Below are 22,088 nucleotides of genomic sequence, written 5' to 3' on the forward strand. Positions count from 1 at the left end.
ACGCTAGCGCGGCGTCACACCCGTGCTCACGAACTCGACCCGTTTCGCGACGGACACCGCTTGGTCCGCGAACCGCTCGTAGAAGCGCACGACCAGGGCCAGTGAGGTCGCGGCCTGGACGCCGTGCCGCCAGCCAACGCCGGTGATCCGGTGCAGCACCTCGGCGTGCAGGTCGTCCACGCGGTGGTCGGTCTCGTCGAGCTCGGCGAACGTGCCCTCCCGAGGGCAGGCGATGTGCGGGACCAGGCCGTCGGCCATGCTCGCCGCGATGGTGCCCAGCTCGGCGAACGTGTCCCGCAGCTCGGGCGGCACGACGTGTGCGGGGTGTATGCGGCGGGTCGTGCTCGCGATGTGCTCGGCGAGGTCACCCATGCGCTCGACCCGGTCGGCGCAGTAGATCGAGGACAGGACGAGACGTAGGTCACTCGCCTTGGGTGCCTGGAGGACGAGCATCTGCCGCGCACGCTCCTCCACCTCGTCACGCCTGCGGTCGAGCTCGGCGTCGGCGGAGAGCACCGCCTCGGCCCGGACGAGGTCGGCGGACAGGAGCGCGTCGGTCGCGTCGCGCATGGCCGTCGCCGCCTGCACGCACATGTCACTCAGCAGGTCGCGCAGCTCGAGCAGCTCGCCGTGGAAGGTATCTCGCATCACACACCTCTTCTCGACGTGGATACCCCACGATCGGCCCTGTCATGCGGTTTGATCATGCCGAGATGGTGGGGCAGTCGGCTTTTCGTTGTCACAGTGGGTTTCTGTTGGTTTCCGGACGGCAACTGGGAACGTTTGACACTGGTAACGAGACTGATCGGAAGTACGACACATCGATTCGTGGAGTCGGAATTCGCTGAGCTGATCGCCCTTTTCGCGGCGTGGCGGCAGGACCTCGACTCCGAGCCGTTCACGTACGAGGCCGACTGGGCCACAGTGGACGCGCCGGCCTTCGACGTGGTGCCGTCCTGGCGCCCGTCCGCCACCGCTGCCCCAGAGTAGCCGAGCGGTAACTCACTGGCACGAATGGCCCACCCGGCGTTGGTCTGACCGGACCCAATTTCACCTGTTTGAAAAAAACCGCCCTTCCCGTACGTGTGAAGGTGTGACGGCCTGGGTATCCCGTGGGGGAGTACGCGCTGTGCGCCGAAGGGTGAGGTGAAGGATGGACTTCGAGAGCTGGGGCGAGCCGGCCAGGGGGTTGAGGGAGTACGTCCGCCTGGTGGCCGAGGCGTGCGGCTCCGGGGAGGCGTTCTCCGTGCGGGTGGAACGCCCACTGACGGGTTACATCCCGTTGGAGGACCGGGTGCCGGCATTCCCCGAGCTGGACGTGGCCCTGGTGTGGGAGGAACAGACCGGCTGGCGAACGGTGATCGAGCCTGCCGCGAGCAACGACCTGATCACGCTGTCCTATCTGGATGGTGCCCTGTGCCCGCCGCCGGAGGAGGTCGCGGCGTTCGCGGCCAGCCCCGGCACCGGGGCCGCGAGCCCAGGCACCTTCGCCGAGGACGTCCTCGCCGCCGTGTCGGACTACGCGGTCGTGCGACTGGGATGAGCCAGCTGGTTTGGCCGGCCTCGGGGGGCCGGCCAAACCAGTTTATTTCGCGGCTGGCGGGCGCCTACCAGCAACGCGGCCGGTCGCAGTACCCAACGGCCAGGGCCACCACCTCGCCTGCCGAGTAGTGGGCCTGGTGCGGGACCACCCACGTGAGGTTGGCCCCCAGCGGGCGGATCACGGCCTCGCCGCCAGGTAGTCGGCGAAGGTTCGCAGGCCCAGTGCCGGGGCCAGGTTGGCGCCGTCGCGGTAGGCGCGGAACGCCCTCCCCGGCAGGGACACCCGGAGCAGCTTCCTGGATCGGCCCGCGTCTCTCAGGTACTGCTGGGCGAGCGCCTCGAAGGTGTGGACCTCGGGGCCGCCGAAATCCTCGACCCTGCCCTGTGGCGAGGCCGCGACCAGCTCCGCAAGGCGCGCCGCCACGTCTCGCACGTCCACCGGCTGGACCCTCAGCGCCGGGATCGGCATCACCGGGAGCTTCGAAGCTCCCGCCAGAATTCCGCGGACCAGGTCGTGGAACTGGGTCGCCCGCAGGATTGTGTGCGGAACCGTGGAAACCAGGGCCTCCGCCGCACGCTTTCCCCGGTAGTAGCCGATCGGGATTTCGTCGATTCCGACTATGGAAATGTAGATCAGGTGGCGGACGCCCGGTAGCGCCTCCAGAAGGTGTCGCGTGGTCGCCACGTCCTTCCGGCCTCTCAGAGTGGTGGCCAGATGCACGACGGTCGCCGCCTCGGGCAGCGACACCGGGCGTGTCAGGTCGCCCACCACGTGGTCGCGGCCCGGTTTCCGGCTCAGGATCCGCACGGCGAGACCGGAGGACCTCAGCTCGGCGACCACCGCGCGGCCCAGGGTGCCCGTGCCGCCGGTGACGAGGATGGGTGTCATACCGTGTCGGACTCGGCGACCCGGCCGGACGTGACAGCGGCTAGCACGTCGTCGGCGCCAGCGTGAACGCGCTGCAGCTGTCCTGGCCGTAGGGAGCCGCCTGCCACGCCTGGTGGTCCAGCACGCCGGACGTGTCGAACGGGGTGAACGTCCACGGGCCCACGTAGGTGTTGTGGTGCCACACGTTGTCCTGCTCGAACGTGATCGACCGCTGCACCGCGTCCGCCTTGTAGGGGGACCACTCCGGGTAGGTGCCCCAGTTGGACAGCACCGCCATGCGGGCGCAGCCCGTGTCGCAGCCGACGGTGGTCGGGTCGACGGTGAACGTGTTGTCGTGGACGTGCACGTGCTGGGTCCGCCACCGGCAGTCGCTCCGGAGCGGCTCGTCCGCGATGCCGGGCTGGGCGCAGCTCGACCGGTCCGCCACCAGCTTCGTGCAGGTGCCCGTCGACGTGTTCGCCGGGCTGTTGCAGAAGCGGTCCGCGTTCTCCCACAGCGTGACGCCCGACCAGTTGTCCTCGAACCTGTTGGCCGTGATCTCCAGCTCGTCCGTGCGGGCGGGCACGCGGGGCTCGCCGCCGGACTCCGAGACGTAGACGGTGCCGACCGGGAAGTCGTCGCCGCGCGCCGCGAAGGCCCTGCCCGTCACGATCGTGTTCCCCCGGAAGGTGTTGTCGCGGACGACCGCGTTGTAGCTCGTCTCGTAGAACAACGCCTCCGCCTCGTTGTGCTCGACCAGGTTGTGCTCGACGAGGAAGTCGTTGTTGTTCGTGTCCATCCACAGACCGGCGCCGTGGTTGCCGTGCACCCAGTTGCCGCGCACGTCGGCACGGTTCACCGACCAGAACTTCACGCCGCCGGTGCAGCCGCAGCCGGGTGACCGGTGCTCCCAGTCGTCGGTGTTGTTGCCGGTGATCTCGTTGCCCTCCAGCACGAGATCGGTCAGGTCGCCGTCCTTGTGCGCGTTCAAGCCGTACTGGCCGTTGTCACGCAGGCAGTTGCCACGCACCCGCTGGTGCGCCCCCGCCATCAGGCCCGCGCCCTTGTTGTCCTCGACGGTGTTGTGCTCGATCACCCAGCCGTCCGCGGAGTCGTGGTTGACCACGCCCTCGTCGCGGGGCGCGACGAAGTGCCGGACCGTCAGGTCGCGCACGACCACGTCCGTGGCGTACCCGGTGAACGCGTACCGGTTGACGCCCCGGCCGTCGAGCACCGCGCCCGGTGCGCCGAGGTAGGCGTTGCCGTCCTTGGGGATGATCTGGCCGTACTCGTCGTCACCGAGCGTGTGGGTGCCCGCCGCCAGCCAGAACGTGGTGCCCGCCGGGTGCGCGGCCGTCTGGCGCCGCACCTCGCCGTCGACGGGCTCGACCACCACCGCCCCCGCCGGCGCGGTCGGGTAGGCGGCCGGGATCCGGTCGCACACCGCCCACTCGTCGGCAGGCGGCGCCGCCTCGGCCACAGGGGACAGTCCAACCAGGACCAGTGTGACCACCAGTGCGAGGGGTTTCGCCATATCGGACAAGGTATTCAGCCCGTGCTCGCGGTGTTGTCACCCGGTGGCGTCGAACCCGACTCTTTCGGGGGATTTTCACCGGCGCCGTGGAAGGCCGGCACGGTCATGCGGGCATTATGTTGACGACCCTCCGACAAGATCGACTGTGGAGATTTGACGTGCTGAGGATCGACCGCGATCGCACCGGTGATGTCCGCGTCACCTTCGTCCTGCGACCGAACGAGCCGAGGGGGCGCGTGAGCGTCGTCGGCGACTTCAACGGGTGGCGGCCCGGCGCGCACGAGCTGCGCCCCAGGAGCAACGGCCTGCGCTCGGTGGCCGTGACCGTCCCGGACGGCACCCCCGTCCGGTTCCGGTACCTGGGTGAGAACGGCCACTGGTGCAACGAGACCGACCATCCGGAGATACAACAGGTCGGGAGGGACAGTGTGATCGTGGCGAGCCGGCCGGCGCGAAAATCTCGCTGAGGACCTGTCGAGATCGGGTGGGCACGTTCGTCATCCTCTGCAGGACGTGGATGGAGGAGACGTGAAGTACCTGCTGCTGATCTACAACTGCGACCGGCCAGAGCCGGGCGACCCGCAGTTCGAGGACGCCCTGGCCAGGGTGAACGCGTTCGCGGACGAGTGCAGGCGCCGGGGCGCGTGGGTGGCGGGCGACCCGCTCACGAACGACGACGCGGCCACCACGGTCGCCGTCCGCGAGGGGAGGACGCTGATCACCGACGGTCCGTTCGTGGAGACCCGCGAGCACCTCGGTGGCTACTACGTCCTCGACTGCCGCGACCTCGACGAGGCTCTCGAGCTGGCCGCGCTCTGTCCGATGGCAGGCCAGGGCACGATCGAGGTGCGTCCGCTCGCGAAGCTGCCCGGCCTCGACCACTCGCCCGTGTGAACACGCCGGGGCCCGCGGTCGAGCGGGTCTATCGGGAGCACCGCGCGCGCATGCTCGCGGCGCTCATCCGCGTGTTCGGCGACTTCGAGCTCGCCGAGGACGTGCTGCAGGACGCGTGCGCGCTGGCCCTGCGCCGCTGGGTGGCCGGTGTGCCGGACGACCCGGTCGCGTGGCTGCTCACGGTGGCCCGCAACCGGGCGATCGACCGGCTGCGCCGCGACCGGGTCGGCCGGGAGAAGGAGGCGTCCGCCGTGCCGGCCGACTTTCCGGAGCACTCCGTCGAACGCCTGCTCAGCCTGGGTGACGAACGCCTGAGCCTGGTCTTCACGTGCTGCCATCCCGCCCTGGCGGAGGAGGCGAGGGTGGCGCTGACCCTCCAGGCGGTGGTCGGGCTGACGGCGGGTGAGATCGCGCGGATGTTCCTGGTCGGCGAGGCCACGCTCGCGCAACGCCTGGTGCGGGCGAAGCGGAAGATCCGCGACGCGGGCATCTCCCTCGCGGTGCCTGCCGACCACCTCCTGCCCGAGCGGCTGACCAGCGTGCTCGCGGTCGTCTACCTGATCTACACACACGCCTACGGCACGGGGCCTGGGCTGCGAGACGAGGCAGTCCGGCTCGCGAAACTCGTCGCGACGCTCATGCCGGACGAGCCCGAGGTGCTCGGACTGGTCGCGTTGCTGCTGCTCCACGAGTCACGCTCGGGCACGCGGCTGTCGGCGGAGGGGGACCTGGTGCTGCTGGCCGACCAGGACACGTCGCGGTGGGACCAGGTGAGGATCGCGGAGGCGGTCGGCGTCCTCGACCGGGCGCTGCGGCACGGGACGGTCGGGCCCTACCAGCTCCAGGCCATGATCGCGGTGCAGCATGCGCAGCCGCCGCCGGACTGGGCACGGATCGCGGCGCTGTACTCGATGCTGCTGACTGTCGAGCCGTCGCCGGTGGTGGCGTTGAACCACGCGGTGGCGGTAGCGGAGTCGGTCGGGGCCGCGGCGGGGCTCGAGCTGGTCGACGGCATCGAGGGGCTGGACCGGTACCACCTGTGGCACGCCACTCGCGCCGACCTGCTGCGCAGACAGGGGCGGGAGGGGGAAGCGGCCGTGGCCTACGAGCGGGCCCACGAACTGGCCACCGACCCGGCCGACCGCCGCTTCCTGGCGGGCCGCCTGCGGGACGCACCTCCGGAACCCCGCTGAAGGACGCTTTCCTTGAACTGGGCCTGGATCCAGTGGTGGGTTCCGGCTGGCTGTGGCGTTTCGAGTGGCGCCTGTTCGAGTGTGGGGGCCGGGCGTTTCGCGCGCGGCTGGCGAGGTGGGATGGTCTACCGCGTGGTTGTTCTGTCGAGTCCGACGGACCATGCCTGCCTGGTGCACCGAAGGACGCCTTCGTCACGCCCGGCTTGCGTCCATTGAGGATCTTCCACCCGTCATGTGCGTTTCGGTGGGTGAACCGTGCATCGCCGCAGGGCATGCACGGTCGAACCTGATGCCCCTGAGACTCTGATCGTGTCGGTGGCCGTCGCTAGGCTGGATTTCGGGGGGCCGGAGGCCGCCCGGAATGCGCTCAGACCGCAGCAGACCGTGGAGACGACTGCTGGACCCCGTGTATCTCCGCCCAGCGGGCGACGAAGTTGCCTGTCCGGTTCCGCCTGCCAGAACAGCGCATCCCGTGGACGGGTGCCGGGCGTGCAGCGCCCGGCACCCCACCCTGCCGGATCCCAGGCACCACATCGCCGAGGGCACATCCCTCGGCGGCCCAGGCCAAAACGTCACGAAGGACGCCTTCAGTGCAGTCGCCCGGCTACGCCGCGCGGCCCAGGAAGGCGAGCATGCGGGTCTGGGCGTCGGCGTCCGGGGCCGGTGTCAGCTCCGGACCGAAGAACCCCGGCACCCGCACCGCATGCGCCCGCGCCCACTCGTGAGCGGCCGCGACCAGAGCCGCCGGCAACCGCACCGACTGCCCGAGCGGATGGCCGATGTCCCACGAATGGGTGGTGATGTCGCACGTGAGCAACCCGGGCCACCGCCGCGATCGGGACCTCGCCCATGCCTGGCAGGGTGATCCTCCTGGCCAGGGTTTCCTCGGTCAGCACCGCGTTGGCCTCGTCCCTGGCCATCCGCCACTCGGTCAGGGGGTCGTCGGCGATCATCTCCGCGGGGTGTGGCGAGCCGGGGGCACCCGCCCGCGACGGGTCGGCGCCGCCCGTCGCCCAGGCCAGTAGTTGGCGCTGGCCCCAGATCACGTGTCCGGCGACGTCCCGGACCGTCCAGCCCGGGCATGTCGAGGGGATGTCCCAGCCGGACGGCGGCACCGCCGCCAGTGTCCTGTCGAACTCGTCCTGTGCGTGTCGGTACAACTCCATGCGCCGAGGACGAACGACGAGCGCGGATCTCGACACTGGCCCTAACGTGTCCGTCGTGACCGTCGACGACTCCGTCCGCACCCTCGCCAACCACTACTCCAGTGCCGCTCAGGAGTACGAACGCATCTGGGCCGGGGTGCTCCACCCCGTCAGCAGACAGCTGGTCGACCGGCTGCCACTGGCCGACGCTCGCCGCGTCCTCGACCTCGGCACCGGCGTCGGCACCCTCCTGCCACGGCTCGCCGAGACGGCGCCGGGCGCGACCGTCGTCGGGTTCGACCGGTCGCCCGGCATGATCGCCCGCGCGCCCGCCGCGTTCCCCAGGGTCGTGGGTACCGCGATGCGGCTGCCGTTCGCCACCGGCTCGTTCGACGTCGCCGTGCTCGCGTTCATGCTCTTCCACCTGCCCGACCCGCCGACCGGCCTGCGGGAGGCACGCCGGGTGCTCACGCCGGGCGGCGCGCTCGGCGTCACGACGTGGGGCGAGGACTTCCCGGTGCGGGCGACCGACATCTGGCACGAGGAGCTCGACCGGTACGACGCACCACAGGACGCGCCCCTGGTCGCCAACCACGACGTGGTCAACACACCCGACAAGCTCACCGCACTGCTCGGGGACTCGGGCTTCGCCGACGTCGAGAGTCTGCCCGTGACCTGGTCGTACCAACCGACGATGGAGCGGTTCGTCGAGCACCACGTCATCCTCGGGCACACGGCCCGCCGCCTCGCCGGGTTGTCCGCCGACGCCAGGGCCGACTTCCTCGACGCCGTGCGGGTCAGGCTCGCCACGCTCGAACCGGAGGACTTCGTCGACCGCAGGCGAATCGTCGCCGCTGTCGCGTTCGTCCGCTGAACAGGCTGATCGGCGGATTGACGGAGGGTGGTTGTTACGCGACGGTAGGCCTCAGCCGACGCCGGAGGTTACCGATGCGACGACGCGTTCTCGGGTCCATGGCCGCCGTGCTGACCATCGCCGCGCTCGGCGTGCCGGTCGCCCAGGCCGCGCCGCCGGACGTCGACTCCCTGAACGACGCGTGCGTCGCGCTCCAGGCACCAGGCGGGAAGTTCGTGGTGCGCAACGCACTCGGCGGCTACCAGGCCACCGGCACCGGCGCGGCGCAGCCGTTCCGGTTGCAGCGGACCGGTGCCGCGAGCTACCTGTTCTTCGGCAACGGCAACGACTTCCTCGGACAGGGCCTCGGCACGCTCGGTGTCCTGTCGGCGCGGGCGGCGGGCGCGGACACCGACTGGCGCCTCGCGAACGACGGCGACGCGGTCGTGGTCACGGCCGTCACCGCGAACCGGCAGCTCGCCGTCGACCCGATCCTGCGCACCCTCGCGCTGCGCGCCACCGGCACCCGCTTCACGCTCGTTCCCGCCGAGGGCTGCGCGACCGCGCCGGAGGCGGACCTGGACATCACCGGCGAGCCCTTCACCGGCACCGTGAACGGCGAGGTGCGTGGCCTCGCCGACCTGCACAACCACCTGACCGCGTACGAGTTCATCGGCGGCGACATCCACTGCGGCGAGCCGTGGAGCCCGTACGGCATCACCGCCGCGCTCGTCGACTGCCCCGACCACGAGCCGAACGGTCTCGGCGCGTGGTGGGAGAACCTCGCGGGCGGGGGCTACCCGACGTTCACCCACGAAACCAGGGGCTGGCCGACCTTCAGGGACTGGCCCAAGCACAACTCCTGGACCCACGAGGCGACCTACTACCGCTGGGTCGAGCGGGCGTGGCGCGGCGGCCTGCGGGTCTACACGAACCTGTTCGTCAACAACCAGGCGCTGTGCGAGATCTACCCGATCAAGACCAACCCGTGCGACGACATGGCGTCGATCCGCCTGCAGGCACAGCGGATCTACGAACTGCAGGACTTCATCGACGACCAGAGCGGCGGGCCGGGCACGGGCTGGTTCCGGATCGTGCGGGACCCGCGGCAGGCGCGCTCGGTCATCGAGCAGGGCAAGCTCGCGGTGGTGCTCGGCGTCGAGGTGTCGCAGCCGTTCGGGTGTGGCGTGCGGAACGGTGTGCCGCAGTGCGACCGGGCGGACATCGACGCGGGCCTCGACGAGCTGTACGACCTCGGCGTGCGGCGGATGTTCGTGTGCCACAAGTTCGACAACGCCCTGTGCGGCGTCCGGTTCGACGGCGGCACCGCTGGCACGATCGTCAACGCGGCGAACTTCTACTCGACCAGCCGCTTCTGGCAGGTCGAGCCGTGCCCGACCGGCGCGCACGACAACACGATCTCCTTCGAAGCAGGCGTGCTCGCCGGGCCGCTCCAGGCCCTACTACCACCGGGTGTCACCCTTCCGGTCTACCCGAGCGCTCCGCACTGCAACGTCAACGGGCTGACCGACCTCGGTGCGTACGCCATCCAGGGGATCATCGACCGGGGCATGATCGTCGACGTCGACCACATGAGTGCGAAGGCCACCGACCAGGCGTTGGACCTGTTGGAAGCCAACGACTATCCCGGCGTCGTGTCCGGGCACTCGTGGGTCGACCCGAGCTACTACCCGCGCATCTACTCCCTCGGCGGCATGGCCGTGCCGTACGGGTTCGGCACCGAGCAGTTCTACGGCGAGTGGAAGGCGATGAAGGCCGTCGCCGACCCGCGCTACGAGTTCGGCTTCGGGGTCGGCTTCGACACGAACGGGTTCGGCAACCAGCCGCCGCCGAGGGTCGGCAGCATGGTCCAGTACCCGTTCCGCACCTTCGACGGCGGGTCCGTCGTGGACAGACAGCGGACCGGACAGCGGGTGTACGACGTGAACGTCGACGGGTTCGCCCACTACGGCATGGTGCCCGACTGGCTGGAGGACCTGCGGATCGTCGCGGGCCCGGACGGCCAGGCCATCGTGTCGGACATGAGCAGGGGAGCCGAGGTGTATCTGCGGCTGTGGGAGCGGACTCTGTCCAGTTGACAGAGTAAGGACAGTGTTCCCACGCGAGGGTGCCGAGAGTGACTGCTCACTTAGAGTGGCGACCATGAACGACGATGTGTTCCTGGGTATGGAACTTGCTGTCGCGCGCGTGGCAGACGAGTTACACCGCGTTACCGCGGCCGGGCCGTCGCCGTTGCGGGACACCGAGTACCCCGACGCGGCCGACGTGCTGTGGCGGTGGGTCGACGCGCAGGAGGACGCGGCCGTGTGGGCGTTCGTCCGCGCCTACACCACGGTCGCCGACCGCGCGCGGGTGCGGGAAAGCCTGACCATGGACGACTTCTACACGATCATGACGTTCGCCCGCCGCTGCGTGCTCGCGGCGCTGCGCAACGAGGACCCCGGTGCGGCGGAGGCCGCCTTCGACGCGCTCTCGGTCATCGACGTCGAGCGGGTCGACTGGCGTGACGTCGTGGTGGTGGCCTCGCTCGCCTCCTACGCGGCGCGGCGGGTCGGGCTGGAGCCGGACGAGGTGCTGGTCGGCGCGGTGCCGAGGGCACAGCAGGCGGTCGGTGACATCATCGCCCGCGCGGTGATGGACGACGTGGACATCCACGCCGACTGGGGCTACCGCGAGCTGAGGACCGCGGCGGGACCGGTGCTGCTGGAGAGCGACAGCGGCCTCGAGTCCGACGACCTGCTGAACCTCGCGCTGCGTGTCGCGGACCTCATCGAGGACGACGGCACCTACGAGGTCACCGACGCGGGCGTGGCGCACGAGCTGCCCGCCGTGTGGCTCGGCAACGCACCGGACACCGTCGAGGCCCGACGCAAGCTGCGGGGCTGCGTGAAGGTGCACGCCGAGCCCGTCGGCGTGCGGTTCCGCGACTTCCTGCTCGTGTTCGTCGCGGACGCCGCCGAGGACGCGCACGCCGAGGCCGTCGCGGCGGCCGCGCGCCACGACGGCGCCACGCCACAGCTGGGCATCGCGGTCGGGTCCCGCTGCGCGGTGGCGGTGGCCAGCTCGGCGGTGGTCGGCCAACCGTCCATCGAGGACGCGCGGTCGATGGCGCGGTTCGAGGAGCCGCTCCGTTCGTTGCTGGCCGCGGTGGTTAACCCGCCAGGTGACGGGTAGACAGGTTCTATGGCTGTCGTCAGTGAGCTGGAGACCGAACTCAAGTACGAGGCGGGCGACGATCTGCCGCCGCTGGCCGACCTGCCCGGGATCTCCGGGGTGGAAGGTCCGCAGGAGGTGCGGTTGTCGGCCGTCTACTACGACACGGCCGACCAGCGGCTCGCCAGGCACGGCGCGACGCTGCGCAGGCGCACCGGCGGCGCGGACGAGGGCTGGCACCTCAAGGTCCCCGTCGGCGGCGACTCGCGGGTGGAGCTGCGGCTCCCGCTCGACTCCGCGCCCGCGACGAACGCGCCGCCGGAGGAGCTCGCCGAGCTGACGTTCGGCATGACCCGCGGCATCGAGCTGCGGCCGGTGGCCCAGCTCAAGACCAAGCGGCGGACCTGGCGGCTCACGGGGCCGGGTGGCCTGGTGGCCGAGGTCGCCGACGACCGGGTGACGGCACGCCGTCTCGACTCGACGGACGCCGCGGACAAGTGGCACGAGCTGGAGGTCGAGCTGGCCGACCCCGCCGCCGGCCCCGCACTGGACCGCGCGCTGCGCAAGGCGGGTCTGCGCCGGTCCCGGCACCGCTCGAAGCTGGCCAGGGTGATGCCGCCGCCCGAGTCGCCCTCCTCTGGTGACACCGCGGGCGAGGTGCTGCTCGCCTACCTGCGCACCCAGGTCGACGAGCTGGTGAAGCAGGACCTGCGTGTGCGCCGCGACGAGGACGACTCCGTGCACCGGATGCGGGTGGCGTGCAGGCGGCTGCGCAGCGTGCTGCGCGTGTACAAGCGGCTGCTGCCCGGCACGGCACGGGTGCGGGACGACCTGAAGTGGCTCGGCCGTCAGCTCTCCCCGTCGCGTGACCTGGAGGTGCAGTACGAGCACCTGCGGGCGGAGGTGGCGTCGCTGCCGGAGGAGCTGGTGGTCGGCCCGGTCGAGGCGCGGCTGACCCGGTACTTCGGCCCAGCGCAGGCCGGTGCCCGCGAGACGGTGCTGAAGGCGTTGGGCGACAAGCGTTACCGGCGGCTGCTCGACGAGTTGGACCGGTTGGCGGACCTGCCGATGGCCCCGCACGCGGCCCGGCCGGCCAAGGAGCTGGGCAGGCACGCGCGCAGGGCCCGCCGCCGCATCGACGAACAGGACACGCTGCACGACACCCGCAAGGCGGCGAAGCGGTACCGGTACGCGCTCGAGGTGGCGTCGCCGGGGTCGAAGAAGCGCAGGCGGGCCAAGAAGCTCACGAAGCTGCTCGGCGAGTACGTGGACGGGAGCGTCGCGCAGCCCATGCTGCGCGAGCTGGGCATGCAGGCCCACCTGGCCGGTGAGAACGGCTTCACGTTCGGGATCCTCCACGAGCGTGAGCGCGCGCGGGCGGCCCGCGTGGTCGGCACGCGCGAGCGGTAACGCTGCGGGCCCCCACGGCCGCTTCTAACGTGGGGCCATGACCTTGGCCAACTCCGGCGACAGCCGCGACTCCCGACGCGATCTCGTCGCCGTCAACCCCGTCTTCGTGGACGAGCCCGTCCAGCTGCCCAGGAACTCCCTGCCGTCCGGGGGACTGTCGCCGGACGTGGCCTACCAGATCGTCCACGACGAGCTGATGCTCGACGGGAACGCCCGGCTCAACCTGGCCACGTTCGTGACCACCTGGATGGAGCCGACGGCTGAGCGGCTCATGGCCGAGTGCTTCGACAAGAACATGATCGACAAGGACGAGTACCCGCGCACGGCCGCGCTGGAGGAGCGGTGCGTGCGGATGCTCGCGCAGCTGTGGCACGCGCCGGACCCGAGCACCGCGGTCGGGTGTTCCACCACGGGGTCGAGCGAGGCGTGCATGCTCGCCGGGCTGGCCATGAAGCGGCGGTGGCAGCACCGGACCGGGGGATCGGGCAGGCCCAACATCGTCATGGGGGCGAACGTCCAGATCTGCTGGGAGAAGTTCGCCAACTACTGGGAGGTCGAGGCCCGGGTCGTGCCCATGGAGGGGGACCGGTTCCACCTCACCGCCGAGGCGGCCGTCCGCTACTGCGACGAGAACACGATCGGTGTCGTCGCCGTGCTCGGGTCCACCTTCGACGGCAGCTACGAGCCCGTCGCCGAGATCTGCCAGGCACTCGACGAGCACCACCCCCACGTTCCCGTCCACGTCGACGGTGCGTCGGGTGCGATGATCGCGCCCTTCTGCGACCCGGACCTCGAGTGGGACTTCCGGCTCGAGCGCGTCTGTTCGGTCAACACGTCCGGACACAAGTACGGACTCGTCTACCCGGGGGTCGGCTGGGTCGTCTGGCGGGACAAGGCGTCGCTGCCCGACGACCTCGTGTTCCACGTCAACTACCTCGGCGGTGACATGCCCACCTTCGCGCTCAACTTCTCCCGGCCCGGCGCGCAGGTCGTCGCCCAGTACTTCACCTTCCTGCGGCTCGGGTTCGACGGGTTCCAGCGCGTGCAGCGGTACTGCCGGGACGTCGCCACCGGGCTGTCGGACCGGATCGCGGACACGGGGCCGTTCCGCCTGCTCACGCGAGGCGACCAGCTGCCCGTCTTCGCCTTCACCCTCGCCGACGACGTCACCGAGTACTCCGTGTTCGACGTCTCCGCGCACCTGCGGGAGGCCGGCTGGCTCGTGCCCGCCTACACCTTCCCCGCCGACCGGACGGACCTGTCCGTGCTCCGCGTCGTCGTGCGCAACGGGATGACCCACGACCTCGCGGACCTCCTGGTCGACGATCTCCGGCGCGTGGTCGAGCGGCTCGGCAGGCAGGAGAAGCCCCTGCGTGGCAAGGAGTCGAGCGCCTTCTCCCACGGGACGTGAAGAACCGGATGCGCAGGGTGCCGGGGGCCGGAACGTGCCGGGATGACAAAAACACGACACTTTCGCGCCGGCTCGGCTCCTAGCAGCGATCTCCGGAAACGAACCGGTTTCAGGTGCAATTGTCGGGTCTTCCGTTCTTGTGCCGGCAGTAGACGCGCTGCATCCTGAACCCGGGGTGAGTGAGTGTGGACGTTCATCAGACGGTTTGCAGTGTCGACATCGCGGGCTTCGGAGGCATGGACCGAACCCGCCCGAACCGGGTCACCCTGCGTGACGGGATGTACGAGGCGGTTGAACAGGCGTTTGCGGCCGCGGGCATTCCCTGGGAGCGGTGTTTCCGGCAGGACGTCGGCGACTCGATTCTGGCGTTGGTGCCCGCCGAGGTGCCGAAGGGGGCATTTGCCGGTCGTCTGCCCACGGCGCTGGTCGCCGCGCTCGGGGCGCACAACGAGGTGCATCCGCCGGAGGAGCGGATAAGACTCAGGATGGCGTTGCACGCGGGAGAGGTGACCTACGATGATCACGGCGTGACCGCGACCGCCATCATCCACGCGTGCAGGCTGCTCGACGCGCCGCCGCTGAAGGAGGCCCTGGCCAGGTCGTCCGGCACGCTCGCCGTCATCGCGTCGGAATGGTTCTTCACCGAGGTGATCAGGCACCACGCGGCCTACGCGCCGAACGAGTACCTGCGAGTTCCCGTCGACGTCAAGGAGACCAGCTGCCACGGCTGGATCCGGCTGCCCGACCACGGGTCCGCGCACGGGGTCGCGGTCCCGCCCCAGACGGCGCCGTCGGTGGAGCGGCCCGTCGCCATGCCCGACGAGCGGCAGCTGTTCGTCGTACCGGTGATCCGTCCGGCGTCACCGGAGTTCTGGGAGTTCGTCGACGTGCTGGAGACGATCCCGTGCATGAAGAACGAGCACCTGCGTTCACAGGTGGTCGAGGACCTGCGCTTCTCCGGGATGATCCGCTACTTCGGCAACCGGCGGGCGCACGTCATGAGCATCCTGCGCACCTGCCTCGACTTCGAGAACGGCGTCGTGGAGCTGGTGCAGGCGATCATGAACCAGGAGTCGGTCGAGTCGGTGCCGCTGAGGCACCTGTTGTCGTTGGGTGCCGCGACGAGCCGGTGAGGGGAAGGCAAGTCCGGAGCGACGTCGAACGTCGGGGAGAGGAGCGGGCCTCGTGACGCCAGGCAGCGGCGGAACACTGTGGCCGCTCACGAAGGCGCTCGCGAACCTGCAGTGCCTGGGATCGGTCCAGGACAGGAACTTCGTCGTGCGGCTGCTCGCCGACCGGCTCAACACCATCCTCCAGATCGACGAGAGCCCGAAGGCGCACCTGCACATCCTCAACATCGTCGAGGTCTGCGCCCGCCGTCCGGACGGCCTGCGGGCGCTGCTGGACATCATCCGGGAGATGGACGAGGGAACCATCCATCTTCTAGCGGTCGAGCGCATCATTGCGGAACACACCGCCGACCTGCCGCTGTGGCCAGCGGAGGAACGGGAGCGGCTCTTCGCGCTGCTGTCGGGGATGATCTTCAAGGATCTCGTCGAGCTGTACCGCCAGGTCGCGGGTGCCGACGCGCCGGAGCTGCCGGCGGAAACCAGCTATCACGAGGTGTTCCTGACGTTGGAGACGTTGAACGCGGACCCCAGCGGCCTGCCGAAGCCGATCCTGTTCGTCGAGCACCTGGCGTTCGGCAGGCGTTCCGAGCTGTCCATCGAGCTGCGCAGGTGGGCCGACCGGCAGGCGAGCAGGCTCGGCGTGGTCACCGAGCTGCAGAAGATGCGGCGTGAGTTCAAGGCGCCGCCACCGGGACCGCCGCCGAACTCACCCGCCTACCTCGTCATGTTGCTGCGCCGGGTCGGCCTCACCGGTGACCGCTACCAGCTCGACCACTGGAGGCAGCTCGACCTCTCCGAAGGGTGGCGGCCCAAGCGGGGCGACGACTTCACCGGCACTCTCGACGAGGTCAAACGGCAGGTCGCGACGCTCATCGAGTCGGTGGAAACGAATTGGGCGAGGTACCAGCCGGACATCCGGATTGAAATGGTTCTTTCGGGTGAACTGTTGAACCTGGATGTCGACCAGTGGGCGTGGGAGGTGGAAACTCCACTCCCGCCGGTGCCGATCGGTTGTCGCTACTTGTTCGCGATTCGATCACTGGAGCGAATGCAGGCCGGCAAGTGGCACCGGTCGTGGTGGCAACGCTGGGAGGTTCTCACTGATCAGCTCAAGAACGGTGCGATTCTGCCCGAATCGGGTCGTCGGGTGGAGGAGGATGACACCATCGTCAAGCTGGTCGCCGATTTCGAGAACGATCCGAATGTGGTCTCCCTGATGCTGAGCAAACCACCAGATCCCGCCCCGGGCGGTGGGCCGGAGGTCTTCTGCGCGTTACGTGCGGGTATACCGGTCATCGTCTGGTCTCGTGCGGACTGCGATTCCGACGAGTTCTTGACCGCGGTGCGGGAACTGCTGCATGGTGATGGTCCGGGTGATGTCCTACAACGCGTGAAACAGCTTCGGACAACGGCTTACCAGTCCCACGCCGGGCATGTCGGCCACAACCTCGCGCTGATGTGGGACGATCCGGAACGATTGGTCGTGCCGGCCGACCTAGGCCCTCCTCGCGATCCCAGGGAGGCGGCATGAACTCCGATTCGGTTCAGGCGCTTGTGGGCTGGCACGTGTATCGCGGTACTGGCCTGCCGGGCGCCGTGGAGACGCTGCCGGAGCCGCCTCCGTGGCGACGGTTCGCCGGGGAGCCGGTGTGCAGGCCGCCCTCGGGTGACGGCGGCGAGGCGGACCGGCGCATCGGCGGTGTCTCCGTGACCGGGCGGATTCCCAGCCCGCACGAGGTGTCGATGGTCAACGCCGCGATCTACCTGCGGCGGCCGCTGCTGGTGACGGGCAGGCCGGGCACCGGCAAGTCGAGCCTGGCGTACCTGATCTCCCGCGAGCTGGGGTTGGGACCGGTGCTGCGCTGGCCCATCTCCTCGCGGACCGCGCTGCGGGACGGCCTCTACTCCTACGACGCCATCGGGCGCGTGCAGGAGATCAACGCTCAGCAGGGCGTCGAGCCGGACATCGGGCAGTTCGTGCACCTCGGTCCGCTCGGCACGGCTCTGCTGCCCTACGAGCGGCCGAGGGTCCTGCTGATCGACGAGCTGGACAAGAGCGACATCGACCTGCCCAACGACCTGCTCAACGTCTTCGAGGACGCCGAGTTCACGATCGACGAGCTGTCGCGGCTGGCCGCACGCCATCCCGAGGTGACGGTGCTGACCGGCGACCACGAGGGCTCAGCGGTGGTGCGGCGGGGCCACGTGCGGTGCCGGTCGTTCCCCGTCGTCATCATCACCAGCAACGGCGAACGGGAGTTCCCGGCCCCCTTCCTGCGCCGCTGCCTGAAACTGCACGTGGAGCCGCCGTCGTTCGAACAGCTCGGCGCGATGGTGGCCGCCCAGTTCGGCGACACCGACGGCATCGACGTCTCCCGGCTGATCTCGGAGTTCCTCGCCCGCAGCGAGGAGACTGGCGGGCTGGCCTCCGACCAGCTGCTCAACGCCGTCCACATGGCGATGGAGCTGGCCACGTCCGGCGCCTACCAACCCGACGACGACTGGCAGGAGCTGCTCACCGCCATCTGGCATCCCCTGACGTCCTCGTCGGAGGCGGGATGAGATGAGCGGCCTGCCACTCGACGACCCGGCCGACGGCGGACCCGGTCTGGACTCGGGCGTGCTCCCGCACCTGGACGTCCAGGAGGCCGGTCAGTCGCGCCTCGCGACGGCCGACCTCGAGTGGCGGGAGGTCCGCGACGCGCTGTGGCTCGCGGGCACGCTCCGCCCCACGGCGCCGCCGACCCCGCCACCTCCACCGCAGCCCCCACCGCCGCCGTCGCGCAGGCCACCCGCACCGCCCCCACCGTCAGCGGAGAAGCCACCAGAACCACCCCGGGACGAGCCTCGGGCACCCGCCGAGGCCCCTGTGCCCACGCCGGGGCCCGAGCCGCAGGACTGGACCGTCGGGCGCCCGCACCCCGTACGTGGCGCCGGCTTCGACAAGGACACGTCCGCGGCGCCCCTGGTGTGGCCGACGTCCCCGGCACTGCCGAACAGCCGCCTGATCGCCAGGGCACTGCGCCCGCTGTCGCGCAGGCGGCCGTCGCCGTGGCGGACCGTGCTGAACGAGGAGGCAACCGCCGAGCGAGCCGCACGCGACAGGCTGTGGATCCCGGTGTTCGGCCCCCAGTCGTGGCACGAGTTCGAGCTGGTGATCGTCGTCGACACCGCCGGTGCCGCCGACGTGTGGCAGCAGCTTGTCCGCGAGCTGTGCGACCTGCTGCGCCGCCAGGGGGCGTTCCGCAACGTGCGGGTGCTGCTGGTCGACGGCGCGAGCGGTGGCGAGGTGGTGCTGCGGGCCGAGGGCCCGGACGGGGCGGTGACGGGCTGGCGCGACCACCTCGACCCGACGGGCCGGACGCTGTTCCTCGCGTTGACCGACGGCATCGGCGACGGCTGGCGCAGTGGCGCGATCGCCCGTGTCCTCGCCTCGTGGGCGAGTCGCACGCCGGTCGCCCTGGTCAATTTGCTTCCACAAAGGCTGTGGCACTGGAGCAACCTGACCCCGCGCCGGGTCGCGCTTCGTGCGGCCGTCCCGGGCTCCCCGAACACCATGCTGCGGGTCCGAACCGAGGCCGGACTGTCCATAAAGGATGACTCGGCGGTGCCGATCCCGGTGCTGGGGCTGGAACCGGAATGGTGGTCGTCGTGGGCCCGGCTGGTCTCGGTGGCGGGCGCGGGCTGGGTGGACACCACCTCGGTGTTCGTGGAACCCGACGCGGTGGTCGAGGAACCCGTCGTGGCGCCTTTCCCCGAGCCGGTGGAAATCCTGCCGAGGGAACGGGTGCTGAGATTCCGCGCGTTCGCGTCCGTGCCCGCATTCCAGCTGGCCGGATTGCTCGCCGCGGTGCCCTTGTCGCTGCCGACGATAAAGCTGGTGCAAAGGGTGCTGCTGCCGACCTCCGACCTGTCCGCCATCGCGGAGGTCGTGCTCGGCGGCCTGCTCAGGAAAACGGGTTTCCGCCCCGACGACCGGGACGCGGTCGGCTACGAGTTCCACAAAGGCGTACGGGAGGAGCTGCTGTCGAGTGGCCGTCGCAGTGACACCGTGCGCGTCGCCAGACTCATTGGTGACCACCTCGGACCGCGTAACCCGATCGTGCGAAATTTCCGCGACGCCCTGACCGACCCGGACAACACCCCGACCCCGGAGCCGACGGTCGAGGCGCGACCCTACCTTCGCGTGCAGGAGGCCGTATTCCGGGCGTTGTCCGGCAGGTACGCCCCGCGCGCCGGACGCCTCCGCGCCAAGCTGCGCAAGATCGATCCGCCCTTACCCGCCAGCGAGCAGAGCCCGGACGACAGTACGATCATCGGGCCTGAATCTCCGCAGCAGCAGGATGGGCCGGTGTCCGACACTTTACCTCAGTTAGCTGAAGATGGAGGGAACATGACTGCGCCCGAGTCAAGTCATCCGGAGGGAAGTGGCCGGGCGTTGGCGCGTCAACCGCAGATCTGGGGTTCGGTTCCGCTGCGAAACCCCGATTTCGTCGGCCGCGAGGAACTGCTGGAGCAACTTCGTATTCGTTTGCTCGAACCCGGTGAGCGGGCAACTGTCGTGCTGCCGGAAGCATTGCACGGAATGGGCGGTGTCGGCAAGTCGCAGACCGTCGTCGAGTACATTTATCAACACGCCACGGAATACGACATTGTGTGGTGGATTCCCGCTGAACACCCCACCACGATTCGGTCGAGCTTCGTGGACCTCGCCAAGCGCCTCGGTATCAAGGCGAGCAGCGCCGACACCGCCGTGCCCGCGGTGCTCGAGACCCTGCGCAGCGGTGTCCAGAACCGCCGCTGGATCCTGGTCTTCGACAACGCCGAACATCCGGACATTGTCCGTTCGTTCCTCCCGACGGGTCTCGGCCACGTGGTGGTCACGTCGCGCAACGCCGAATGGGCAGGCGTGGCACGCACCGTCGAGGTCGACCTGTTCACCCGCGAGGAGAGCAAGGAGCTGCTGCGCAGACGAGGCGGCGGCAACATCACCGACGCGGACGCCAACCGCCTGGCCGAGGCCCTCGGCGACCTGCCACTGGCCGTCGAGCAGGCCGCGTCCTGGCGTGCGCAGACCGGCATGCCCGTCGCCGAGTACGTCGACCTGTTGGAGAAGAACAGCGCGGCGCTGTTGCAGGCAGGTGCCCCCGGTGAGTACGAGCTCCCGGTCGCGGCGGCGTGGAACGTGCCACTGACCAAGCTGAAGGAGGATCGGCGGGGAGCGCTGGAGCTGTTGCAGGTCTGTGCGTTCTTCAGCCCGGAACCGATCTCCCGCAGCCTCTTCACGGGTGTACGTGTCGCGCCGGTGCCAGAAGCACTGGCGGAGGCACTCGGCGATCCGATCCGCCTCAACCAGGCGATCCGCGAGATCAACCGCTACAGCCTGGCGAAGATCGACCACAGCCGCAACACCATCCAACTCCACCGACTTGTCCAGGCCGTCCTGCGGGACCAGCTGGACCGTTCACAATGGGACAACATGCGCCACTCAGTCCACCTGATGCTCGTCAACGGCGACCCGGGTGACCCGAACATCAGCGAGAACTGGCCGGTCTACGCCGACCTGCTGCCACACGCGATCAACTCCCGCGCGGTCGAGTGCACCGACAAGTGGGTGATCACCCTCGTCACGAACCTGGTCAGGTACCTCACGAACTCCGGTGACTACCGCGGCGCGCTGAGCCTGGCGCAGAGCGCGTGGGAGACGTGGCAGGAGTCGCTCGGCAAGACCAACGTCGACACGCTGGTCATGGGCCGCTACCTCGGCAACGCCTACTTCCGCGTCGGCAGCACGGCGGAGTCCAGGGAGCTCAACAGCCAGGTGTACGAGCTGATGACGGAGAACCTCGGCGAGGACCACGAGGCCACCCTCGCCATGGCCGAGGTCTTCCTCATCGACCCGAGGGCGGAGGGCAAGCTGGCTGAGGAGCGCGACCGCTCGGCGAGCATCCTCGAACGTGCGCGGAACGTCTTCGGTGAGGAGGACCCGTCGACGCTGACGTACGCGAACAACTACGCCGCGCGGCTCCGTCTCACCGGCCAGTACTTCGAGGCGAGGGATCTCGACCAGACGATCCTGCGGCGGCGCACGGCGATCCTCGGCGGTTCGCACGCGTCCACCCTCAACACCCGCAGTGGGCTCGCGATGGACATCCGCGAGTGCGGGCAGTACGTCGAGGCCTGTCAGATGCAGGAGGAGACGAGCACCATCGCCACCGAGGTTCTCGGGCGGGACCACCCCATCACGATCGGCGGCGACCGGTGTCTGGCCGTGGCGCGGCGCAAGGCGGGGTTGCACGCCAAGGCCATGGACCTGACGGAGGACGTCTACAACCGCTACCGCCTGCGGCACGGCGCCGACCACGGCGACACCGTCACCTCGATGATGGACATGGCCACCGAGCTGCGCCAGATGGGGGATCTCGAGAAGTCGCTGGACTTCGGCCTCCGCAGTGTCACCGGGTTCGAGCGGACCTACTACGCCGAGCACCCGTTCACCATGATCGCGACGACCAACCTGGCCGTCAGCAGGCGGCTGGCCGGTGACGTCGACGAGGCGCGGAAGCTGAACAAACGTGCCGTGGACGGCTTCCTGACCCGGCTCGACGAGGACCACCCGTTCGTTCTCGTCGCCAGGGCGAACCTGGCCAGCGACTTCGCCGAGCTGGGGGACCTGGAGGAGGCACGCAGGCTCGACGAGGACACCCTCGAGCGGAGTACGCGGAAGCTGGGCGCGGAGCACCCCACCACGCTCGCCATCGCCCACAACCTCTCGATCGACCTCAACCTGCTCGGTTTCCCCGACAAGGCGGCGATCCTGCACACCAAGACCTCGGTCAGCTTCCGCAAGGTGCTCGGCGACGAGCACCCGGCCACCCTGGCCGCGAGCCAGAACGTCCGGGCGAACTGCGACACCGACACGATGCAGCTGTAG

18 protein-coding genes and 1 pseudogene are annotated in these 22,088 nt (G+C 69.6%); 14 read left to right on the plus strand and 5 right to left on the minus strand.

Going from position 1 to position 22,088, the window contains the following annotated elements:
- Positions 1 to 3: 3 nt before the first annotated feature.
- Positions 4 to 648, minus strand: coding sequence for a phosphate signaling complex PhoU family protein (locus tag CLV71_RS11200; RefSeq protein WP_133902632.1), 645 nt, complete (start codon positions 646 to 648; stop codon positions 4 to 6).
- 180 nt (positions 649 to 828) lie between these two features.
- On the opposite strand from CLV71_RS11200, the gene CLV71_RS47585 reads away from it, so the two are divergent.
- Positions 829 to 990: a hypothetical protein gene (locus CLV71_RS47585; protein WP_166664046.1), complete on the plus strand. Its 162-nt coding sequence runs from the start codon at positions 829 to 831 to the stop codon at positions 988 to 990.
- Positions 991 to 1,153: 163 nt separating this feature from the next.
- Positions 1,154 to 1,543 carry a DUF6292 family protein gene (locus CLV71_RS11205; RefSeq protein WP_133902633.1) on the plus strand — a complete coding sequence of 130 codons (390 nt, stop codon included), beginning with the start codon at positions 1,154 to 1,156 and terminating at the stop codon, positions 1,541 to 1,543.
- Between the two features lie 177 nt (positions 1,544 to 1,720).
- Here CLV71_RS11205 and CLV71_RS11210 read toward each other — a convergent pair whose 3' ends face one another.
- Together CLV71_RS11210 and CLV71_RS11215 are read right to left on the minus strand one after the other, a co-directional pair.
- Positions 1,721 to 2,431, minus strand: coding sequence for an SDR family oxidoreductase (locus CLV71_RS11210; protein ID WP_133902634.1), 711 nt, complete (start codon positions 2,429 to 2,431; stop codon positions 1,721 to 1,723).
- A 40-nt stretch (positions 2,432 to 2,471) separates the two neighbouring features.
- Complete coding sequence (locus tag CLV71_RS11215) at positions 2,472 to 3,944, minus strand: right-handed parallel beta-helix repeat-containing protein (RefSeq protein ID WP_133902635.1); 1,473 nt, start codon at positions 3,942 to 3,944, stop codon at positions 2,472 to 2,474.
- 158 nt (positions 3,945 to 4,102) lie between these two features.
- On the opposite strand from CLV71_RS11215, the gene CLV71_RS11220 reads away from it, so the two are divergent.
- The 3 genes from CLV71_RS11220 to CLV71_RS11230 all read left to right on the plus strand — a co-directional run bounded on the left by CLV71_RS11220 (position 4,103) and on the right by CLV71_RS11230 (position 6,031).
- Positions 4,103 to 4,411 (plus strand): early set domain-containing protein, encoded by a 309-nt coding sequence (locus tag CLV71_RS11220; RefSeq protein ID WP_243866371.1) that lies wholly within the window; start codon positions 4,103 to 4,105, stop codon positions 4,409 to 4,411.
- A 61-nt stretch (positions 4,412 to 4,472) separates the two neighbouring features.
- Positions 4,473 to 4,838 (plus strand): YciI family protein, encoded by a 366-nt coding sequence (locus CLV71_RS11225; RefSeq protein WP_133902637.1) that lies wholly within the window; start codon positions 4,473 to 4,475, stop codon positions 4,836 to 4,838.
- Positions 4,835 to 6,031 (plus strand): RNA polymerase sigma factor, encoded by a 1,197-nt coding sequence (locus CLV71_RS11230; protein WP_279588728.1) that lies wholly within the window; start codon positions 4,835 to 4,837, stop codon positions 6,029 to 6,031. The genes CLV71_RS11225 and CLV71_RS11230 overlap by 4 nt, the downstream gene beginning before the upstream one ends.
- A gap of 604 nt (positions 6,032 to 6,635) precedes the next feature.
- On the opposite strand, the gene CLV71_RS49230 is transcribed toward CLV71_RS11230, so the two are convergent.
- Together CLV71_RS49230 and CLV71_RS49235 are read right to left on the minus strand one after the other, a co-directional pair.
- Positions 6,636 to 6,848 (minus strand): DinB family protein, encoded by a 213-nt coding sequence (locus CLV71_RS49230; RefSeq protein ID WP_243866450.1) that lies wholly within the window; start codon positions 6,846 to 6,848, stop codon positions 6,636 to 6,638.
- A 37-nt stretch (positions 6,849 to 6,885) separates the two neighbouring features.
- Positions 6,886 to 7,197: pseudogene (locus CLV71_RS49235) on the minus strand (maleylpyruvate isomerase family mycothiol-dependent enzyme); the annotation flags it as partial.
- On the opposite strand from CLV71_RS49235, the gene CLV71_RS11240 reads away from it, so the two are divergent.
- The 9 genes from CLV71_RS11240 to fxsT all read left to right on the plus strand — a co-directional run bounded on the left by CLV71_RS11240 (position 7,196) and on the right by fxsT (position 22,088).
- A complete protein-coding gene (locus CLV71_RS11240) occupies positions 7,196 to 8,050 on the plus strand; it encodes a class I SAM-dependent methyltransferase (protein WP_243866372.1) in 855 nt (284 codons plus the stop codon). The pseudogene CLV71_RS49235 and the gene CLV71_RS11240 sit on opposite strands and share 2 nt — an antisense overlap.
- A 74-nt stretch (positions 8,051 to 8,124) precedes the next feature.
- A complete protein-coding gene (locus CLV71_RS11245; RefSeq protein ID WP_133902639.1) occupies positions 8,125 to 10,128 on the plus strand; it encodes an amidohydrolase family protein in 2,004 nt (667 codons plus the stop codon).
- Between the two features lie 64 nt (positions 10,129 to 10,192).
- The gene (locus CLV71_RS11250; protein ID WP_133902640.1) at positions 10,193 to 11,224 is read left to right on the plus strand and encodes a hypothetical protein; all 1,032 of its coding nucleotides are present in this window, start codon (positions 10,193 to 10,195) and stop codon (positions 11,222 to 11,224) included.
- Positions 11,225 to 11,233: 9 nt separating this feature from the next.
- Positions 11,234 to 12,613, plus strand: coding sequence for a CYTH and CHAD domain-containing protein (locus CLV71_RS11255; RefSeq protein ID WP_133902641.1), 1,380 nt, complete (start codon positions 11,234 to 11,236; stop codon positions 12,611 to 12,613).
- Positions 12,614 to 12,650: 37 nt separating this feature from the next.
- A complete protein-coding gene (gene gad, locus CLV71_RS11260) occupies positions 12,651 to 14,024 on the plus strand; it encodes a glutamate decarboxylase (protein ID WP_133902642.1) in 1,374 nt (457 codons plus the stop codon).
- A gap of 236 nt (positions 14,025 to 14,260) precedes the next feature.
- Positions 14,261 to 15,157, plus strand: a complete 897-nt coding sequence (locus CLV71_RS11265; protein WP_133902643.1) for an effector-associated domain 2-containing protein — start codon at positions 14,261 to 14,263, stop codon at positions 15,155 to 15,157.
- Between the two features lie 52 nt (positions 15,158 to 15,209).
- The gene (locus CLV71_RS11270) at positions 15,210 to 16,685 is read left to right on the plus strand and encodes a VMAP-C domain-containing protein (protein ID WP_133902644.1); all 1,476 of its coding nucleotides are present in this window, start codon (positions 15,210 to 15,212) and stop codon (positions 16,683 to 16,685) included.
- On the plus strand, positions 16,682 to 17,716 hold the full coding sequence (locus CLV71_RS11275) for an AAA family ATPase (RefSeq protein ID WP_133902645.1): 1,035 nt from the start codon (positions 16,682 to 16,684) through the stop codon (positions 17,714 to 17,716). The genes CLV71_RS11270 and CLV71_RS11275 overlap by 4 nt, the downstream gene beginning before the upstream one ends.
- Before the next feature lies 1 nt (position 17,717).
- Positions 17,718 to 22,088, plus strand: coding sequence for an FxSxx-COOH system tetratricopeptide repeat protein (gene fxsT / locus CLV71_RS11280; RefSeq protein WP_133902646.1), 4,371 nt, complete (start codon positions 17,718 to 17,720; stop codon positions 22,086 to 22,088).

Source organism: Actinophytocola oryzae, assembly GCF_004364325.1.
GTDB lineage: Bacteria > Actinomycetota > Actinomycetes > Mycobacteriales > Pseudonocardiaceae > Actinophytocola > Actinophytocola oryzae.